Source organism: Alistipes sp. AF48-12, assembly GCF_003477565.1.
GTDB lineage: Bacteria > Bacteroidota > Bacteroidia > Bacteroidales > Rikenellaceae > Alistipes_A > Alistipes_A hominis.
Genome location: NZ_QUDJ01000001.1, coordinates 158,845 through 175,922, shown reverse-complemented (window position 1 = coordinate 175,922; position 17,078 = coordinate 158,845). Strand labels below are relative to the sequence as shown.

The following is a 17,078-nucleotide window of genomic DNA, read 5'->3' as shown; positions in this document are numbered from 1 at the left end:
TTATGGTTGTTCGAAAAATTCCAGAATCCCGCGCATCAGGCTGTCGCGCCGTTCGTCCGTAAGGACGGTCTCGAACGGGAATCCGAGCGTGCAGACCTTGTAGGCGCCTTTATAAGCCACTCCCGCGCTGAGATTGTTTTCCGCGTAACGGAATACCGTGAAGGCGCCGTCGGCAGCCGGTTCGATAGCGTCGGGCGATTCGACGACGTAACAATCGCCGTTGAGTTCGTGGTTGTAGTCGTAATCTCCTTTCAGCGTTTTGTACGGCGAGGCGACGCTCCGGACACTGCCGCGAACGGCCGCCCGTCCGGTACGCAATTTGAATTTCAACGTGTTGGCGGCGAATTCCTTCGATGCCCCGGTCGTGTCGCTTTCCCACAGGTCGGAACCCACGTAAGCGCCGCTGACCAGCAGGTTGCCCCCACCGTTGCAGTAGTCCGCGAGGGCCAGTTGCAGTTCGGGCGGGAAAGCCCGGAATTCCGGCGGACAGGCTCCGCGCGCCAGGACGGTTTCGCGCTGCTTGCCGAGGATCAGATCGACCGCTCGGTAGTCCCCGAGGTTCACCTCGTCGTCGATGACCGATTCGTTGCTGCACGACACGAACGAATATCCGGCGCTGACGATCGAGCGGCCGTGCAGGGCCGGATAATCGAACGTATTGCCGGCGATGACCTCTTTCTCGTAATCCGCGCGACTGGCCCCGAAACCGGCGGCATCGTCGTCGGCATACGGCGCCGGACGACGGAATTCGTACTGGCTGCCGATAAAGCTGATGTCCTGCCTATCCGGCACGCCGTGGTCGATTTCATCGTAAAAACCGGCCAGCGAGTCGCATACGAAACTGTACGGCGCGCTGATCCGGTCGAATCCGTTGATGACCAGCACCGTCCCTTTCTCGTCGGGAACTCGGCAGGCCGAAAGGATCTCGGATGGGAAACTTTCGCCGCCCCGGTTCAGCGCCGTCACTTTGTAACTGTATATTTTGCCGGGCTGCTGGTACAGCCTGATACGGTTTTCCGCGACCGGCACCCCGTTGTCGAAGCCGCCGTCGCCGATCCGGGTGTAGAGCACGTATCGTCCTGCCTGGGCGGTCGGTTCCAGCGGGTCGGCGACCGGCTGCCAGTTCAGTTCGACGCTGTCCCGCCCCGCGAATGCGATCCGGAAATGGTCGACCGGCAGCGGTTGTATGACGCAATCCTGCTTGTACTGGAATGCCAGGAACCGCAGGATGCCTTTATAAATCGCCCGGCTGACCGTAAAGCGGAAACGCGGGTCGAGGCCGTAACGCATGTCGGCGAAATTCTGGTGCGACAGCAGTTCGAGCAGCATGGCCGGCACTTCCGGGACGTGCGCTTCGAAATAGGCTTTGTCCCACATGCCGCGACGCGACCATTCGGGTTCGTACAACGCCTGTATATCCGATACGATCTGCGATTGCACCAGGTCGGTCAGGTCGCGCGACAGGTCGCGGGAGGCGCCGTTCGGGTAGAGTCCGTCGTCTTTGTGCGTATAATAGATGCCCAACGTGCCGATGATCGAGTCGTTCATCGTCGTTCCGGCGTCGGAATGGAATGCCAGCGATAGGTCGACCGGAATGTGCAGCCCTTCGCGGTCGGGGGCGTTCTTCGTCCCGCCAATCAGGTAGTTCACCCACAGGCCGCGGCACAGGTAGTCGTCGCGGTAGTCGTTCGTATGCCCCGTGGCCGAATAGACCGAATCCGGAAATCCCGCCCATTGCAGCCAGTAGCGCGCACCTTCGGTGAAACGGGGATAGCCGCTGGTCTCGTATGCGTAGTCGATTTCCGGATTGCGTTGTTCGGCCGGCATGATCCGGGCGATGTTGCCCTGTCCGCCGCCGATTTTGACGGCGTCGGCCGTGACGATCCGACCTGTCTTATGCGACAAATTGCTCAGCGTAACGCAGCCCGATTCGGAACATCCCGCATCGAAATCGAAGTGCCCGAGGTAGATCCATGTGCCGCCGCCCATCGTTTGGTTAACGCGGAAACGGGTCGTTCCACCTTTGTGGCGAACCGTGTAGACCGCATCGTCCGTGCTGTTCGGCAATGTTTTATAGGAGACGTAAACGGCATACCGGCCGCCTTTCGGAATGTCGGGCGTCCAACGTGCCGTGCTGACGTCGTCCGGATGACCTACGGTCACGGCCTGCCGGAACGTTCCGTCGCGGAACGGGTTCTCGGCGTCCTTGTAGCTGGATTGTTTGTAGGCGAAGCCGGGCTCCTCGCCGGTCGTCCAGGGTTTCGTCCCGTTTCGCTCTTCGTAACGCGACGCGCCCGCTATCGCCGGGTCGTTGTCTGCGATCGCCTCTTCGGTCTGTACGTCGCGTTCGCGCGGCATCAGGACGTAGGCCCCGGCGTTTTCCAGCATCGGAACCAGGTAGGGCAGCACGTAGCTCTGCGTGTAGAGGTCTTCGACGATCTCGAAAATACGTGCCCGCTGCCACTCCCAGCGGTTCAGTTTCGGTTCGAAATAGTATCCGTGACTTTGCCACAGGGCGATGTGGCGTCCGTCGAGTCCGGCGGTCGGCCGGTAGGGCCGATTCGCCCGCGTGACCAGCGGCTCGGGCGATTTCGTGACGAAGCGTTTTCGGCTGCGGTCGGCTTTGCTGCGCAACGGGGCGGGGATCAGTTCCTCGATCCGTTTTCCGTCGGAGAACAGGACGATCTCCTTGCGTTTGAACCCGGCCGGCAGCAATTCTCGGATACCGTCGTAAATTCTCCGGACGTTGTCTTCGCGGAACGGGATGTAGGCGCAGTTCTCGCCGGCATAGAGTTCCAGCGTTTTTTTGTCTGCGGCCACCGAGTCGATCGTAATCCGGCCCGAGCGGATCGTCGTGCGGGCCGTTTCGGTGAGCAGGTCCCCGATCCGGTCGCGGACATCCTGCGGGAGCGGCTGGGCTTGCAGCGGCAGAGTTGCCGCGAAGAACCCCGACAACAGGAACGCAAGACGGACTGCGTGCGTTTTTTTTATGATTTTCATTTTTTTCTGATTAGCAGGCAAAGGCCTGCAAATGTAAATAATGCGTTGAATATCAAAAGTTCGTAACTGAACGAATAACCGTTGAACCAGGTTTCCGAGTGACTGTCCAGTACGAAACAGAGCACCGGAGACAGCAGCGCGACGAGCGGAACCCAACGGTCCCGAACCGGGCGTTTGGTGAAAATGCCGAACGCGAACATGCCGAGGATCGGACCGTAAGTGTAGCTGGCCAGCACGTAGACGGCGTCGATGACGCTCGTGTTGTTCAGCACGTTGAAGATCAGGATTACGACGCCCATCGTGACGGCCATGCCGACGTGCACCCGCTTGCGGATGCGGGCCGTCCGGGTTTCGTCGTGTTTTTTCGTGCTTCCGAGAATATCGACCGTGAACGAGGTCGTCAGCGAGGTTAGCGCCGACCCCGCCGCCGAATAGGCTGCCGAAATCAGTCCGAGCACGAACAGAATACCGACGATCACCGGGAAGTAACCCTGCGTCGCGATCATCGGGAACAATTCGTCGCTTTTCTGCGGAACCTGCAGGCCGTTGCGTTCGGTGAACGTGTAGAGCAACACTCCGAGCATCAGGAACAGCAGGATCACGAACAGCTGCAGGATGCCGCTGGTTACGATGTTTTTCTGCGAATCCCGGAAATTCTTGCAGCTCAGGTTGCGCTGCATCATGTCCTGGTCGAGGCCGCTCATCGCGATCACCGTGAAAACGCCCGCAAGGAACTGCTTGAAAAAGTAGCGTTTGTCGTTTATATCGTCGAAAAAGAAGACCTGCGAATAGTCGTGGACGGCGATCGTCCGCACCATCTGCCCGAAGCCGAGCTGCAGGTCGGACGCGATGTAACAGATACACAGTACGACGCTTACTACGAGGCAGAACGTTTTGAGCGAATCGGTCCAAATCAGCGATTTGACGCCGCCGCGGAACGTGTAGAGCCATACGAGCGCCATCGTGGCGGCGACGTTCCAGACGAATCCGATGCCGAGCGGTTCGAAAACCAGTAGTTGCATGACGATACAGACCAGGAAAATCCGCACGGCCGCCCCGAGCATTTTCGAGATGAAGAAGAACCATGCCCCGGTTTTGTAGGAGGAGGCTCCGAAGCGGTTTTCGAGGTATTCGTAGATCGATACGAGCCGCATCCGGTAAAACAGCGGGATCAGCACGAACGCGATGATCAACTGCCCGGTCAGAAACCCGAGCACCATCTGCATATACGAAAAGTGGCTGGTCGCCACCCAACCCGGCACCGAGATGAACGTAACCCCCGAAATGCTCGATCCGATCATCGCGAAAGCGACCACGAACCACGGCGATTTCCGGTTGCCGACGAAAAATCCCTGGTTATCGGCCTTCCGTCCGGTCACGTAGGCGACTGCGAACAGCACGGTAAAATAAGCCGCGACGGTAACGAGGACTAAAGCAGGGGTCATATTCCGGATCGGTTTGGTATCCCAAAGGTACGAACTATTTTAGAAAAAACGGCAGATTACGAGACGGTTTCCGTCGGATTCCGTTCGGTGGGGGACGAAAGGATTTCGCGGGTTTTCCGTTTTACGCCGGAGTCGGGTAAAATTGCCTGTGCGGAATCGTCGGTTCCAGCGTTGAATATCGGATAGAAGCGAAAGGCCGTCCCCGAACCGGGAACGGCCTTTCGAACATCGGTTTCCGAAACCGGAGGCGGTTATAGGGTCCGTAACGCTTCGTCCAGGTCGGTTTTGAGGTCTTCGACCGCCTCGATGCCGAGCGATAGCCGCAGCAGGTTCGGGAAGACGCCGGCTTTGCGCTGTTCGGCTTCGCTGAGCTGGGCATGCGTCGTCGATGTCGGGTGGATGATCAGCGACTTCGTGTCGCCGACGTTGGCCAGGTGGCTAATCAATTCCAGGTGGTTGATGACCTGAGCCGTCTGTTCGGCGTTGCCTTTGACGCGGAACGACAGTACGCCGCCGAAGCCGTGGCGCAGGTATTTTTTTGCCAGCGCGTGGTGCGGACTGTTTTTGAGGCCGGGATAATTGACGCTTTCGACCTTCGGGTGTTTTTCGAGCCATTGCGCGATTTCCAGCGTGTTGTCGACGCTGCGTTGTACTCGCAGCGACAGCGTTTCGAGGCCTTGCAGCAGTTGAAAGGCATTGAACGGGCTCAGGCACGGTCCCAGATCGCGCAGTCCTTCGGCACGCGTGCGGATTGCGAACGCGATGTTGCCGAAGGTACCGTCGCTGCCGAATACCTCCCATATTTTCAGTCCGTTGTAGCTTTCGGTCGGTTCGCTGAAGGCCGGGTATTTGCCGTTGCCCCAGTCGAAGTTGCCGCCGTCGACCACTACGCCGCCGAGGCTGGTGCCGTGTCCGCCGATCCATTTGGTCGCCGAATGCGTCACGACGTTGACGCCCCATTCGATCGGGCGGAACAAGTAACCGCCGGCCCCGAACGTGTTGTCGGTGATTACGGCGATGTCGTGCTTACGCGCCAGTTCGACGATCGGTTCGAAGTCGGGCACGTTGAACTCCGGGTTGCCGATGGTTTCCAGATAGATCGCCTTCGTTCTCGGATCGATCAGCGAAGCGATGCTCCGTACGTCGTCGCCGTCGGCGAACCGTACCTCGATACCGAAACGGCGCAGGGCGACTTTAAACTGATTGTGCGTGCCGCCGTAGATGTACGAGGTGCTGACGATGTTGTCGCCGGCTTCGGCGAGGTTGCTGATGGCCAAAAATTGCGCCGACAGGCCCGATGCGGTTGCTACGGCCGCCGTGCCGCCTTCGAGCGCCGCAATGCGGTCTTCGAATACGGCCGTCGTCGGATTGGTCAGTCGCGTGTAGATGTTGCCGAACTTCTTCAGCGCGAACCGGTCGGCGCCTTCCTGCGCGTCCGAAAAGACATACGACGTGGTCTGGTAAATGGGAACGGCGCGCGAACCGGTCGTGGGGTCGGGTGCCTGTCCTGCGTGAACCTGCAGGGTGTCGAAGTGATAATTTCTTTTGCTCATGGTTTTATTTTTTTTGATTGGTTTGTGAATTCGGGATACAAAAAAATCCGGCTCGAAAGCCGGATCGTTATGATTGTGTCGTTTTGAATCGGTGCGGGGTAGACAAACAGAATCACATCCGGCGTAAGCAGGAAGACATGCACATACCCATCGTCATCCGGCTGGAAGTCCGGAGTGCGGCGAAACGTTCGTATGCGCTGTTGTTTGTCATTTCATTCATGTTCCTGCGGCAAATATATGCATTTCCCGTAAAGTTGGTGCGTTTTCCGCAATTTTTTTTTAATTTTTTTTTAGTTTCTGCAAACGAAAGGCTGCGCGTCTGTCAGGATTCGGACCAGATACGGGCCAGGTTTATAATGGTTTGCACGGCTCGTTGCATCGTGTCGACCGAACAGTACTCGAATTTGCCGTGGAAATTCATGCCGCCGGTAAACAGGTTCGGGCACGGCAGGCCCATGTACGATAGCCTCGCCCCGTCCGTGCCGCCGCGGATCGGACGCACGATCGGCGCGACGCCTGCCTGCCGCATCGCTTCCATCGCCTTTTCGATCACTTCGGGATACGGTTCGATTTTTTCGCGCATGTTGTAGTACTGGTCCTTCAGCGTCAGGCGGATGACGCCTTCCCCGTATTTCTCGCCGAGCAGCGCCACGGCGTCGGCGAGATAGCGTTTTTTTGCTTCGAACTTTTTGTGCGAATGGTCGCGGATGATGTATTCCAGCGAAGCCCGTTCGACCGTTCCCTCCAATCCGACCAAATGATAAAAACCTTCGTAGCCCTCGGTGTGTTCCGGACGCTGGGCGGCGGGCAGCAGCGCGTTGATTTCGCAGGCTACCTGCAGCGCGTTGATCATTTTGTCTTTGGCGTATCCGGGGTGGATGTTGCGTCCCTGCACGGCGATTTCGGCGGCGGCCGCGTTGAAGTTTTCGTATTCGATCTCGCCTTCGAAGCCGCCGTCCATCGTGTAGGCGAATTTCGCCCCGAACCGCTCTACGTCGAAGAAGTCTACTCCGCGGCCGATCTCTTCGTCCGGCGTGAACCCGATCCGGATCGTGCCGTGTTTCGCTTCGGGGTGGGTCGTCAGGTATTCGGCTGCGGTCATGATTTCGGCGATGCCGGCTTTGTCGTCGGCGCCGAGCAGTGTCGTGCCGTCGGTCACAATCAGCCGGTGCCCTTTGTAGAACGCCAGTTCCGGGAAATCGGCGGCGCGCATCGTGAGTTTGTCGTTCAGCGCGATATCGCCGCCGTCGTAGCGTTCGATAATGCCGGGGCGGATGTCCGACCCTTTCATATCGGGACTGGTATCGACGTGCGAAATGAAGCCGACGACCGGGGCCGACTCGCAGCCCGGCGTCGCGGGATCGTACCGGTGACATAGCCGTTCGGATCGATCTCGACATCGTGCAGTCCGAGGGTCGTCATCTCTTCGAGCAAGTGGTTCAGCAGGGCCAGTTGTTTGGCCGTCGACGGATAGGTTTCGCTTTTCGGGTCGCTCTGCGTGTCGAAAGCGACGTATTTTAAGAATCGTTGTTCGAGGGTCATATTTTTATCTCTTTCGTATTAACTTCCGTTGTTCTTACGGGCCGAATCTCTTAAACTGTCGCGGACGAAATAGGCGATCAGCAGGATGTACATTGCAAGCGACAACACTTCGGCTCCCGTCGTGCCGTTCCATTCCGTAGCGAACCAGTCGGCTCCGAAATATTTCAGTAGGGCGCTCACGACGCCCATCAGCGCGCCTCCGGCGATGAATCCCGATGCAATAAGCGTTCCGCGTTCGCGGCGGGTCTTGTTCGTTTCGGCGTTTCGGCTGCGGCTGCCGACATACCAACTGACGAGACCTCCGACCAGCAGCGGGGCGTTCAGTTCCAGCGGAATAAACATGCCGAGCGCGAAAGCCAGCGCCGGAACGCCGATCATCGTCAGCACCAGCGCCAGCGCCGCGCCGGCGAAATAGAGCAGCCACGGCGTTGCGCCGCCTTCCATCAGCGGTTTGATGACCGCGGCCATCGCGTTGGCCTGCGGTGCGACCAGCGCGCCGTCGCCGGTGAAGCCGTAGGTTTTGTTCAGCACCATCATCACGCCGGCGACCGTTGCGGCCGAGACCGCCGTTCCGAGAAACTTCCAGCCCTCCTGTTTAGCGGGCGTCGAGCCGAGCCAGTAGCCGATTTTCAGGTCGGAGATGAAAGCGCCGGCCATGGCGAGCGCCGTGCAGACCACGCCGCCGATGATCAGTGCGGCGGTCATGCCGGCCGTGCCGCTGAGTCCGGCGCTGACCAGTATCAGCGAGCTGAGGATTAGTGTCATCAGCGTCATGCCCGATACCGGGTTCGTGCCGACGATTGCGATGGCGTTGGCCGCGACGGTCGTGAACAGGAACGAGATGACAAAAACAATGGCGATCGCGATGCCCGCGTGGAGCCAGTTGTCCAGCAGTCCGAAGCGGAAAAAGATGAACGTCGTGGCCAGTACGGCGATCAGCACCGAGAGGATCAGTTTCATCGGAATGTCTCGCTGGGTGCGTTCGGCGGTTTCGGCTCCGGCGCGTCGGCCGCGCAGTTCGGTGACGGCCAGCCCGAGCGCCTGCCGGATAATGTTCGACGAGCGGACGATGCCGATGACCCCTGCCATTGCAATCCCACCGATCCCAATATGCCGGGCATAATTTTTAAAAATCATTTCGGGCGTCATGTCGCGCAGCAGCGTGGTGATCCCTTCGCCCACGGCGAGGGTCTGCCCGTCGGCGAAGTGGCTGAGAAACGGGATCAGTACGAACCATACGGTGAACGATCCGGCGCAAATATAGGCCGCATACCGCAGGCCCACGATGTAGCCGAGACCGAGGACGGCGGCGCCGGTGTTGATCTTGAAAACGACTTTCATCTTGTCGGCCAGCGCTTCGCCCCAGCCGGTCATGCGGGTCGATATTTCTTCGGTCCACCAGCCGAAAGTACTGATGATAAAGTCGTAGACTCCTCCGACGAGTCCGCTGACGGCGAGCAGTTTGGCTTGGTTTCCCTTTTTTTCGCCGGAGACGAGCACTTCGGTCGTGGCGGTGGCTTCGGGGAACGGGAGTTTACCGTGCATGTCGCGCACGAAATATTTGCGGAACGGGATCAGCAGCAGGATGCCGAGCATACCGCCGAACAGCGAAGACAGGAAGATCTGGTAGAACTGCGCTTCGAGCCCCAGAATGTAGAGAGCGGGCAGCGTGAAGATGGCTCCGGCGACGACGACCCCGGAACTTGCGCCGATCGACTGGATAATGACGTTCTGTCCGAGCATGTTGCGGCGGCCGGTGAGGTTGCCGACGCCGACGGCGATGATGGCGATCGGGATGGCGGCTTCGAAGACCTGACCGACGCGCAGACCGAGGTACGCGGCGGCGGCGGAGAAGACGACGGCCATCAGGATGCCGAATGTGACCGAGTAAGGGGTTACTTCGCGCGGTGCGGGCGTGTCGGGCATGACGGGGCGGTAGGTTTCGCCGGGGGCGAGTTCGCCGTATGCGTTTTCGGGCAGCGAGGTAGTATCGGTTTTGTGCGGTTGTGCCATGGTTTTCGGGTATCTGTCATTCAAAGGTAGTTATTTTACGACAAATTCGGAAAACGGATCGGAATCGCTTGGTTTGCCATCCGCGTTGTTTTGCCGTAAGCTGTCCGCCGCCCGTCGGCCGAAAAGAGAGAGACCGGATCCTTGCGGAACCCGGCCTCTCTGCCTTGTTTATGAAAAAGTCGCCTTATTTTTTCAGCATCGCTTTCACCTGGTTGTAAACGTTCTCGCCCGAGAAGCCGAACTCCTTGTCCAGGACGCTCGCAGGAGCGGAATATCCGAAGTGATCGAGACCGTACACTTCGCCGTCGCAGGCGACCAGGCCGGCCAGCGTCACGGGCAGACCCGAGGTCAGACCGAACTTCGGCACGCCGCACGGCAGCACGCTCTTCTGGTACTCCTTGCTCTGGTCGCGGAATAGTCCTTCGGACGGAACCGATACTACGCGTACTTTCACGCCGTCGGCTTTCAGCTTTTCGGCGCCGTCTATCAGCGTAGCCACTTCCGAACCGCTCGCCAGCAAGATTACGTCCGGGGTTCCGGCGCAGTCTTCGACGATATAAGCGCCCTTGACGGCCTGCATGGCTTCCTTGGCGCGGTCGCCGCTCGCTGCGGGCAGATTCTTGATATTCTGACGCGACAGGATCAGCGCGGTCGGACGTTCGTTTTCCATCGCGATTTTCCAGGCGGCGACGGTTTCGTAGCTGTCGGCCGGACGGAGTACGACGACCGAACGTTCGCCTTTGTGGTTGCGCAGTTGTTCCATCAGGCGCAACTGTGCTTCGTGTTCGATCGGTTGGTGCGTCGGACCGTCCTCGCCCACGCGGAACGAGTCGTGCGTCCAGACGTATTTGACCGGCAGGCGTTGCAGCGCGGCGATACGCAGCGCGGGTTTCATATAATCCGAGAATACGAAGAACGTTCCGCAGGCCGGAATTACGCCGCCGTGCAGCGCCATGCCGTTCATGATGCAGGCCATCGTGAACTCGGCTACGCCCGGTTGCAGGAAACGGCCGGTAAAGTCGCCTTTGACCATCGCATGCGTCTTTTTCAAAAATCCGTCGGTTTTGTCCGAGTTGCTCAGGTCGGCCGATGCAACGATCATGTTTTCCACATGCTCGGCCAGGTACGACAGTACGGCGGCCGATGCGGCGCGAGTAGCCACGTTGTCGCCGCAGTTGATCTTCGCATAGTCGATATCCGGAGCCTTGCCCGACAGGAACTGGTCGAGTTTCGCGGCCAGTTCTTTGTTGGCGGCGCGCCAGATCGATTCTTCTTCTTTACGCAGCGCGTACCATTTTTTCAGCTCTTCGCGACGGCGGGCGTACAGCTCTTCGACGTCTTTGAAGATCTGGAACGGTTTTTCCGGGTCCCCGCCGAGGTTGGCGATCGTTTTGGCCGTGTCGCCGCCGGCTGCCGACAACGGCTGTCCGTGCGTCGAAACCTTGTTCGAGAAGTCTTCGCCTTCTTTGCCGACGGCGCCTTTGCCCATCAGCGTATGGCCTACGATCAGCGTCGGTTTTTCGGTTTCGGCGATCGCGCGGTTCAGCGCCTGGCGGATTTCGGCGGCGTCGTTGCCGTCGATGCTGATGACGTTCCAGCCCCACGCTTCGTATTTGGCCACGATGTCTTCGGTCGAAACTTCGTCCACTTTCGTCGAAAGCTGGATGTTGTTCGAGTCGTAGAACATGATCATGTTGCTCAGACCCAGATGGCCGGCGATACGGCCCACGCCCTGCGACACCTCTTCCTGAATACCGCCGTCGGAGATGAACACGTAGGTTTTATGCGCCATCCATTCGCCGAAGCGGGCTACCAGAAAGCGTTCGGCGATCGCTGCGCCCAGCGCCATCGCATGTCCCTGGCCCAGCGGACCCGACGTGTTTTCGATACCGCGGGCGACGTCCACCTCGGGGTGTCCCGGCGTCGGGCTGCCCCATTGACGGAAAGCGGCCAGTTCGTCCATTTTGAAATAACCTGCCAGCGACAGCACCGAATACAGCATCGCGGACATGTGGCCCGGATCGAGGAAAAAACGGTCGCGGAACGGGTAACGCGGGTCTTCGGGATTGTAGTTCAGGTATTCCGAATAGAGAATGTTTACGAAATCGGCACCGCCCATTGCGCCGCCGGGATGTCCCGACTTCGCTTTCTCCACCATGGAGGCTGCGAGGATACGGATGTTATCCGCAGCTCTTGTCGTCAAGTCTTTCATTTTGTTAATTCAGTTAGTATTTTTGGTTTCAAGTGAATTCGTTTCCGGAAAAATTAAACGAAACAAATTTAGGTAAAAAAACCGATTCTTCAAAATCCTGCAAACGAATAATTCCCCGGCGGCGGGCCTTTCCGCGCCGTTCCCGGATCGTCTCCGCGCCGTCCGGGAACCGTTCCGAAAACAAAGGGCCGTCCCGCAATCGGGACGGCCCTTCGCCTTTGTCGTTATACGGTAGGCGCTACTCTTTCTTTTCGTTCGAGTAGTCCATCGCTACGTAACGTTTGTAGGTGTCGTAACGCCATTTGGCGTCGGACTCGGAGGCTGCGAACAACTCTTCGGCCTCTTTCGGGAACGTTTTCAGCAACGAAGTGTAGCGCACTTCCTTGTGGATGAATTCCTGGAATTTCGACCAGTCCGGTTCCTTCGAGTCGAGGATGAACGGATTCTTGCCTTGTTCCGGAAGGGTCGGGTTGTAGCGCCATAGGTGCCAGTAGCCCGATTCGACGGCTTGCTTCTCGGTCATCTGAGACAGCCCCATGCCGCCTTTGATACCGTGGTTGATACAGGGCGCATAGGCGATGATCAACGACGGGCCGTTGTAAGCTTCGGCTTCTTTAATGGCCTGGAAGTATTGGTTGTGATTGGCTCCCATGGCGACCTGAGCGACATAGACGTAGCTATAGGTCATTGCCATCGCTCCGAGGTCTTTCTTGCGGACGCGCTTGCCGGCCGACGCGAATTTGGCGACGGCGCCGATCGGGGTGCTCTTCGACGACTGTCCGCCGGTGTTCGAATAGACTTCGGTGTCGAGAACCAGGATGTTTACGTTCTTGCCCGATGCGATGACGTGGTCCAGACCGCCGAATCCGATGTCGTAGGCCCAGCCGTCGCCGCCGATGATCCAGATCGACTTTTTGATCAGGTAGTGTTTCAGTTCGAGGATCTGCTGGCAGATCGGGCAGTTGCAGGCTTCCATCATCGGGATCAGGCGTTCGGCGATCTCTTCGCTTTTGGTCGCGTCTTTGCGGTTGTCGATCCATTCGGTCATTACGCTTTTCAGTTCGGCCGAGCAGGTCGATCCGTTTTCGATCGCTTCGCGCATCAGGATGCAAAGGCGCTCGCGCTGTTTGGCGACGCCCGACAGGATCCCGAGTCCGAATTCGGCGTTGTCCTCGAACAGCGAGTTAGCCCAGGCCGGCCCGAAACCTTTGTCGTTGGAGCAGTAAGGGGACGACGGTGCGGAGCCTCCGTAGATCGACGAGCAGCCGGTCGCGTTGGCGATAATCATCCGGTGACCGAACAACTGGGTGATCGCTTTGATATAAGGCGTTTCGCCGCAGCCTGCGCAGGCGCCCGAGAATTCGAATAGCGGACGCGAGAACTGGCTGTTCTTCACGGTCTTGGTCTTGTCTACGACGGTATCTTTGTAGCCGACTTTGCGGTGCATGTATTCCCAGCGGGCTTCCTCGCCGTTCTGGAGCTGTTCTTCGAGCGGCTTCATCACGAGGGCCTTGTTCGGAGCCGGGCAGACGTTCGCGCAGTTGCTGCAACCGGTACAGTCGAGCGGAGAGATCTGGATCTTAAATTTGTAGCTTTCGTCGCGCCGGCGCCCTGGATCGTTTTCGTTCCTTCGGGAGCGGCTTCGGCTTCCTCTTCGGTCAGCAGGAACGGACGGATCGCTGCGTGCGGGCAAACATAAGCGCACTGGTTACACTGGATACAGTTGTCGGGCTGCCATTCCGGAATTTTTACGGCGATGCCGCGTTTCTCGTACTGCGACGTGCCCGGATCCCACGAACCGTCTTCACGGCCGACGAACGCGCTGACCGGCAGGTTGTCTCCTTCGAGGCTTTCGATCGGGCGGACGATTTTCCGGATGAATTCGGGTGCGTTTTCCGGTTCGGTCGGAACGACTTCGATCGAAGCCCATTCGGCCGGGATCTTCACTTTGGTCACGTTGCCCCCGCGTTCTACGGCGGCGTAGTTCATGTTGACCACGTCCTCGCCTTTCTTGCCGTAGGATTTGTAGATGGCTTTCTTCATCTCCTCCTTGGCCTTGTCGTACGGAATGACGCCCGACACCTTGAAGAATGCGCTCTGCATGATCGTGTTGGTGCGGCTTCCGAGGCCGATTTCCGATGCGATTTTCGTCGCGTTGATGATGTAGAAGTTGATTTTGTGCTCGGCCATGTACTTTTTCATAGCGTCCGGCAGGTGCTTCTTGGTGGTTTCCGCGTCCCAAACGCTGTTCAGCAGGAATGTGCCGCCGTCCTTCAGCCCCTTCAGCAGGTCGTACTTGCCGAGGTACGAAGGAACGTGGCAGGCTACGAAATCCGGCGTATTGACCAGGTAGGGCGAACGGATCGCTTGTCGCCGAAACGCAGGTGCGATGCCGTATAGCCGCCCGACTTTTTCGAGTCGTAGGCGAAGTAGGCCTGGCAGTATTTGTCGGTCGTGTTGCCGATGATTTTAATCGAGTTCTTGTTGGCTCCAACGGTACCGTCGGCGCCCAGGCCGATGAAACGGGCCTCGAACGTATCTTTGTTTTCGAGGTGCAGTTCCGGGCCTACCGGCAACGAGGTGAACGTTACGTCGTCCACGATGCCTACCGTGAAGTGATCCTTCGGCTCGTTGGCCTTCAGGTTTTCGTAAACGGCCAGCATCTGCGCCGGGGTGGTGTCTTTCGACGACAGCCCGTAGCGGCCGCCTACGACGATCGGCGCGTTTGCGGTGCCGTACAGCACGTCTTTGATGTCGAGGTAGAGCGGTTCGCCGTTGGCGCCCGGTTCCTTGGTACGGTCGAGCACGCAGATTCGTTTTACCGATTTCGGCAGTACGTTCATCAGGTATTTCGGCGAGAACGGACGGTAGAGATGTACCGAGATCAAGCCGGCCTTTTCGCCTTTCGCCTGCATGTAGTCGATCGTCTCCTTGATCGTTTCGGTGATCGAACCCATCGCGATTACGACGTTTTCGGCGTCCGGATCGCCGTAATAAGTGAACGGTTTGTATTCCCGGCCGGTGATTTTGCTGATGTTCTCCATGGCCTCGGCCACCAGATCGGGGATGGCGTCGTAGAAGCGGTTCGACGCTTCGCGGGTTTGGAAATAGATGTCGGAGTTCTGGGCCGTGCCGCGCGTTACCGGGTTCTCCGGATTCAACGCCCGTTTGCGGAACTCGGCCAACGCTTTGGTGTCGAGTAGTTTGATGAGCGCTTCCTCGTCGATCAGCTCGATTTTCTGGATTTCGTGCGAGGTGCGGAATCCGTCGAAAAAGTGCATGAACGGAACCCGCGATTTAATGGCGATCAGGTGGGCGATGCCGGCCAGATCCATCACTTCCTGCACGCTGCCCGAAGCCAGCATGGCAAAGCCGGTCTGACGGGCGGCCATTACGTCCTGGTGGTCGCCGAAAATGGACAGGGCCTGTGCTGCGAGCGCCCGCGCCGATACGTGGAATACGCAGGGAAGCAGCTCCCCGGCTATTTTGTACATGTTCGGAATCATCAGCAGCAACCCCTGAGAAGCGGTGAACGTAGTGGTCAAAGCACCTCCCTGGAGCGAACCGTGCACTGCGCCGGCGGCTCCTGCCTCGGACTGCATCTCAACGACTTTGACTGTCTCCCCAAAAATGTTTTTACGTCCGCTTGCCGCCCATTCGTCGACATATTCTGCCATCGTGGACGACGGAGTGATCGGATAGATCGCCGCTACCTCGCTGAACATATAAGCGATGTGGGCGGCTGCGTAGTTTCCGTCACAGGTGATAAATTTTTTTTGTGCCATTTTTAAAAACGATTTGTTGGAATAATTTTCCTAAAAGTTTTTCCCTTCTCTGTAATTTCGTGCAAATATACAGCGATTATTTTAAATTGAATAATTTGCTCATTTTTTCACTATGAAATGTGAAAAATTATATTATTTTTGCCCGAATGCTCCAGAGCGTTTTCTCGTTTCGGATGTGTTTTCTTGAAAATTAATTGTCTGTAAATCTTGATTATGCGCTACTTGCTGCGGTTGGTAGTTTATCTGTCGCTGTTTTTTGTGACCTATTCGATTTGCTCGGTGCTGTTGCTTCGGGCGGTGCCGGTAACGGTCACGCCGCTGAAGGTGCTCCGTTTCTTCGAGAATTTCACGCAGGACGGTTTTTCAGTGCATTCAAATTGGGTGCCATTCGACCGGATCAATCCGTCGGTCGTACAGGCGGTAATCGCCACCGAGGATAATAATTTCGCTACGCACAACGGTTTCGACTGGGAGGCGATCAACCAGGCGTTCGACGAGAACCGCGAGGGTAAGCGCCTCCGCGGCGGAAGCACCATTTCGCAGCAAACGGCCAAGAACGTTTTCTGCTTTCCTTCGCGCACCTGGCTGCGAAAGGGGTTCGAGGCTTATTACACCGTGCTGATCGAGTGCTGCTGGAGCAAACGCCGTATCATGGAAACCTACCTGAATGTCATCGAGACCGGCCGGAACATGTACGGGGTTGAAGCTCCCGCCCGCGAGGTGTATGGTAAGAGTGCCAAAGAACTGAACCGTTACGAGGCGTCGATGATCGCCACCGTGCTGCCGAATCCGCTGCGGATGCGGTTACAGAACCCTTCGAACTACATGGTGCGCCGCGCCGCCCGCGTGCGTACCCTGATGAACATGGTCGGCGAGGTCGATCTGGGCCGGTGAGCCGCGCCGGATTTTATAGACCGCCGATAAAATTTTTCAGTTCGCTTTTGCTTCCCGAAAATTTCAGCGTCGACAGCAGCGTGTTCCTGTTGGCGTCGAACGCCTCTTCCCGGATCATGTTCAGCAAGCCGGCCGAACTGCGCCCGGCCGATCGCCGGAGCGTTGAACAGGCACGGCTACGGTTTTCGACGCTGATTTCGGTGACCTCGCGGCCCGAATGACGTACGATTTCTGAAAAAACGGGACTGCCGTTGCGTTTATTGTCGCCGTACCCGTCGTAGGCCTCGATCCGGCAGTCGCCGCTTTTCAGGTTGGCGATGAAACAACTGTTGGTGACGGACAAGACCCGCTCGCCGTTCAGGTAGATCGTTACGGGATTTGCCGGACTGACGATGCGGATTCCCCGCAGCGGACGCGCCGCCTGCGCAACGGAAACCGCCGGCAACAGGATCGACAGCGTCGGCAGGACTTTTACGGATTTCATGATTTCCGAATAGAATTCGTTAGTACTTGTATGATACGGCCCTACGCATACAAAACTAATCATTTCTGTGGAATATGCAATATATTATAGGTGAAATTGCGGATTTTTCGGTTGAAATTCGGTATCTTTGTCCTGTCTCGGCCGTCCTCT

7 protein-coding genes and 2 pseudogenes are annotated in these 17,078 nt (G+C 57.8%); 1 reads left to right on the top strand and 8 read right to left on the bottom strand.

All coding sequences use genetic code 11. The annotated features are described in order from the left end of the window. From DW082_RS00810 to nifJ, 7 genes and pseudogenes are all read right to left on the bottom strand, one after another. A complete protein-coding gene (locus tag DW082_RS00810; RefSeq protein ID WP_118456914.1) occupies nt 1-3,000 on the bottom strand; it encodes a xanthan lyase in 3,000 nt (999 codons plus the stop codon). Beyond that, nucleotides 2,997-4,445, bottom strand: a complete 1,449-nt coding sequence (locus tag DW082_RS00805) for a sodium:solute symporter (RefSeq protein ID WP_118456912.1) — start codon at nt 4,443-4,445, stop codon at nt 2,997-2,999. The genes DW082_RS00810 and DW082_RS00805 overlap by 4 nt, the downstream gene beginning before the upstream one ends. Nucleotides 4,446-4,696: 251 nt before the next feature. After that, nucleotides 4,697-5,998 (bottom strand): O-acetylhomoserine aminocarboxypropyltransferase/cysteine synthase family protein, encoded by a 1,302-nt coding sequence (locus tag DW082_RS00800; RefSeq protein WP_118456910.1) that lies wholly within the window; start codon nt 5,996-5,998, stop codon nt 4,697-4,699. Nucleotides 5,999-6,320: 322 nt separating this feature from the next. After that, a pseudogene (gene pepT, locus DW082_RS00795) lies at nt 6,321-7,540 on the bottom strand (peptidase T). Nucleotides 7,541-7,558: 18 nt separating this feature from the next. Further along, nucleotides 7,559-9,553 carry an OPT family oligopeptide transporter gene (locus tag DW082_RS00790; protein WP_118456908.1) on the bottom strand — a complete coding sequence of 665 codons (1,995 nt, stop codon included), beginning with the start codon at nt 9,551-9,553 and terminating at the stop codon, nt 7,559-7,561. Between the two features lie 184 nt (nt 9,554-9,737). Continuing rightward, a complete protein-coding gene (locus DW082_RS00785; protein ID WP_055205737.1) occupies nt 9,738-11,765 on the bottom strand; it encodes a transketolase in 2,028 nt (675 codons plus the stop codon). Between the two features lie 238 nt (nt 11,766-12,003). Then, nucleotides 12,004-15,550, bottom strand: a pseudogene (gene nifJ / locus DW082_RS00780) (pyruvate:ferredoxin (flavodoxin) oxidoreductase). A 213-nt stretch (nt 15,551-15,763) separates the two neighbouring features. Here nifJ and mtgA point away from each other — a divergent pair. Further along, nucleotides 15,764-16,444: a monofunctional biosynthetic peptidoglycan transglycosylase gene (gene mtgA / locus DW082_RS00775; protein WP_101572412.1), complete on the top strand. Its 681-nt coding sequence runs from the start codon at nt 15,764-15,766 to the stop codon at nt 16,442-16,444. Nucleotides 16,445-16,457: 13 nt separating this feature from the next. Here the strand turns inward: mtgA and DW082_RS00770 are convergent, their stop codons facing one another. Then, nucleotides 16,458-16,928 (bottom strand): hypothetical protein, encoded by a 471-nt coding sequence (locus tag DW082_RS00770; RefSeq protein WP_118456907.1) that lies wholly within the window; start codon nt 16,926-16,928, stop codon nt 16,458-16,460. Nucleotides 16,929-17,078: the final 150 nt, after the last annotated feature.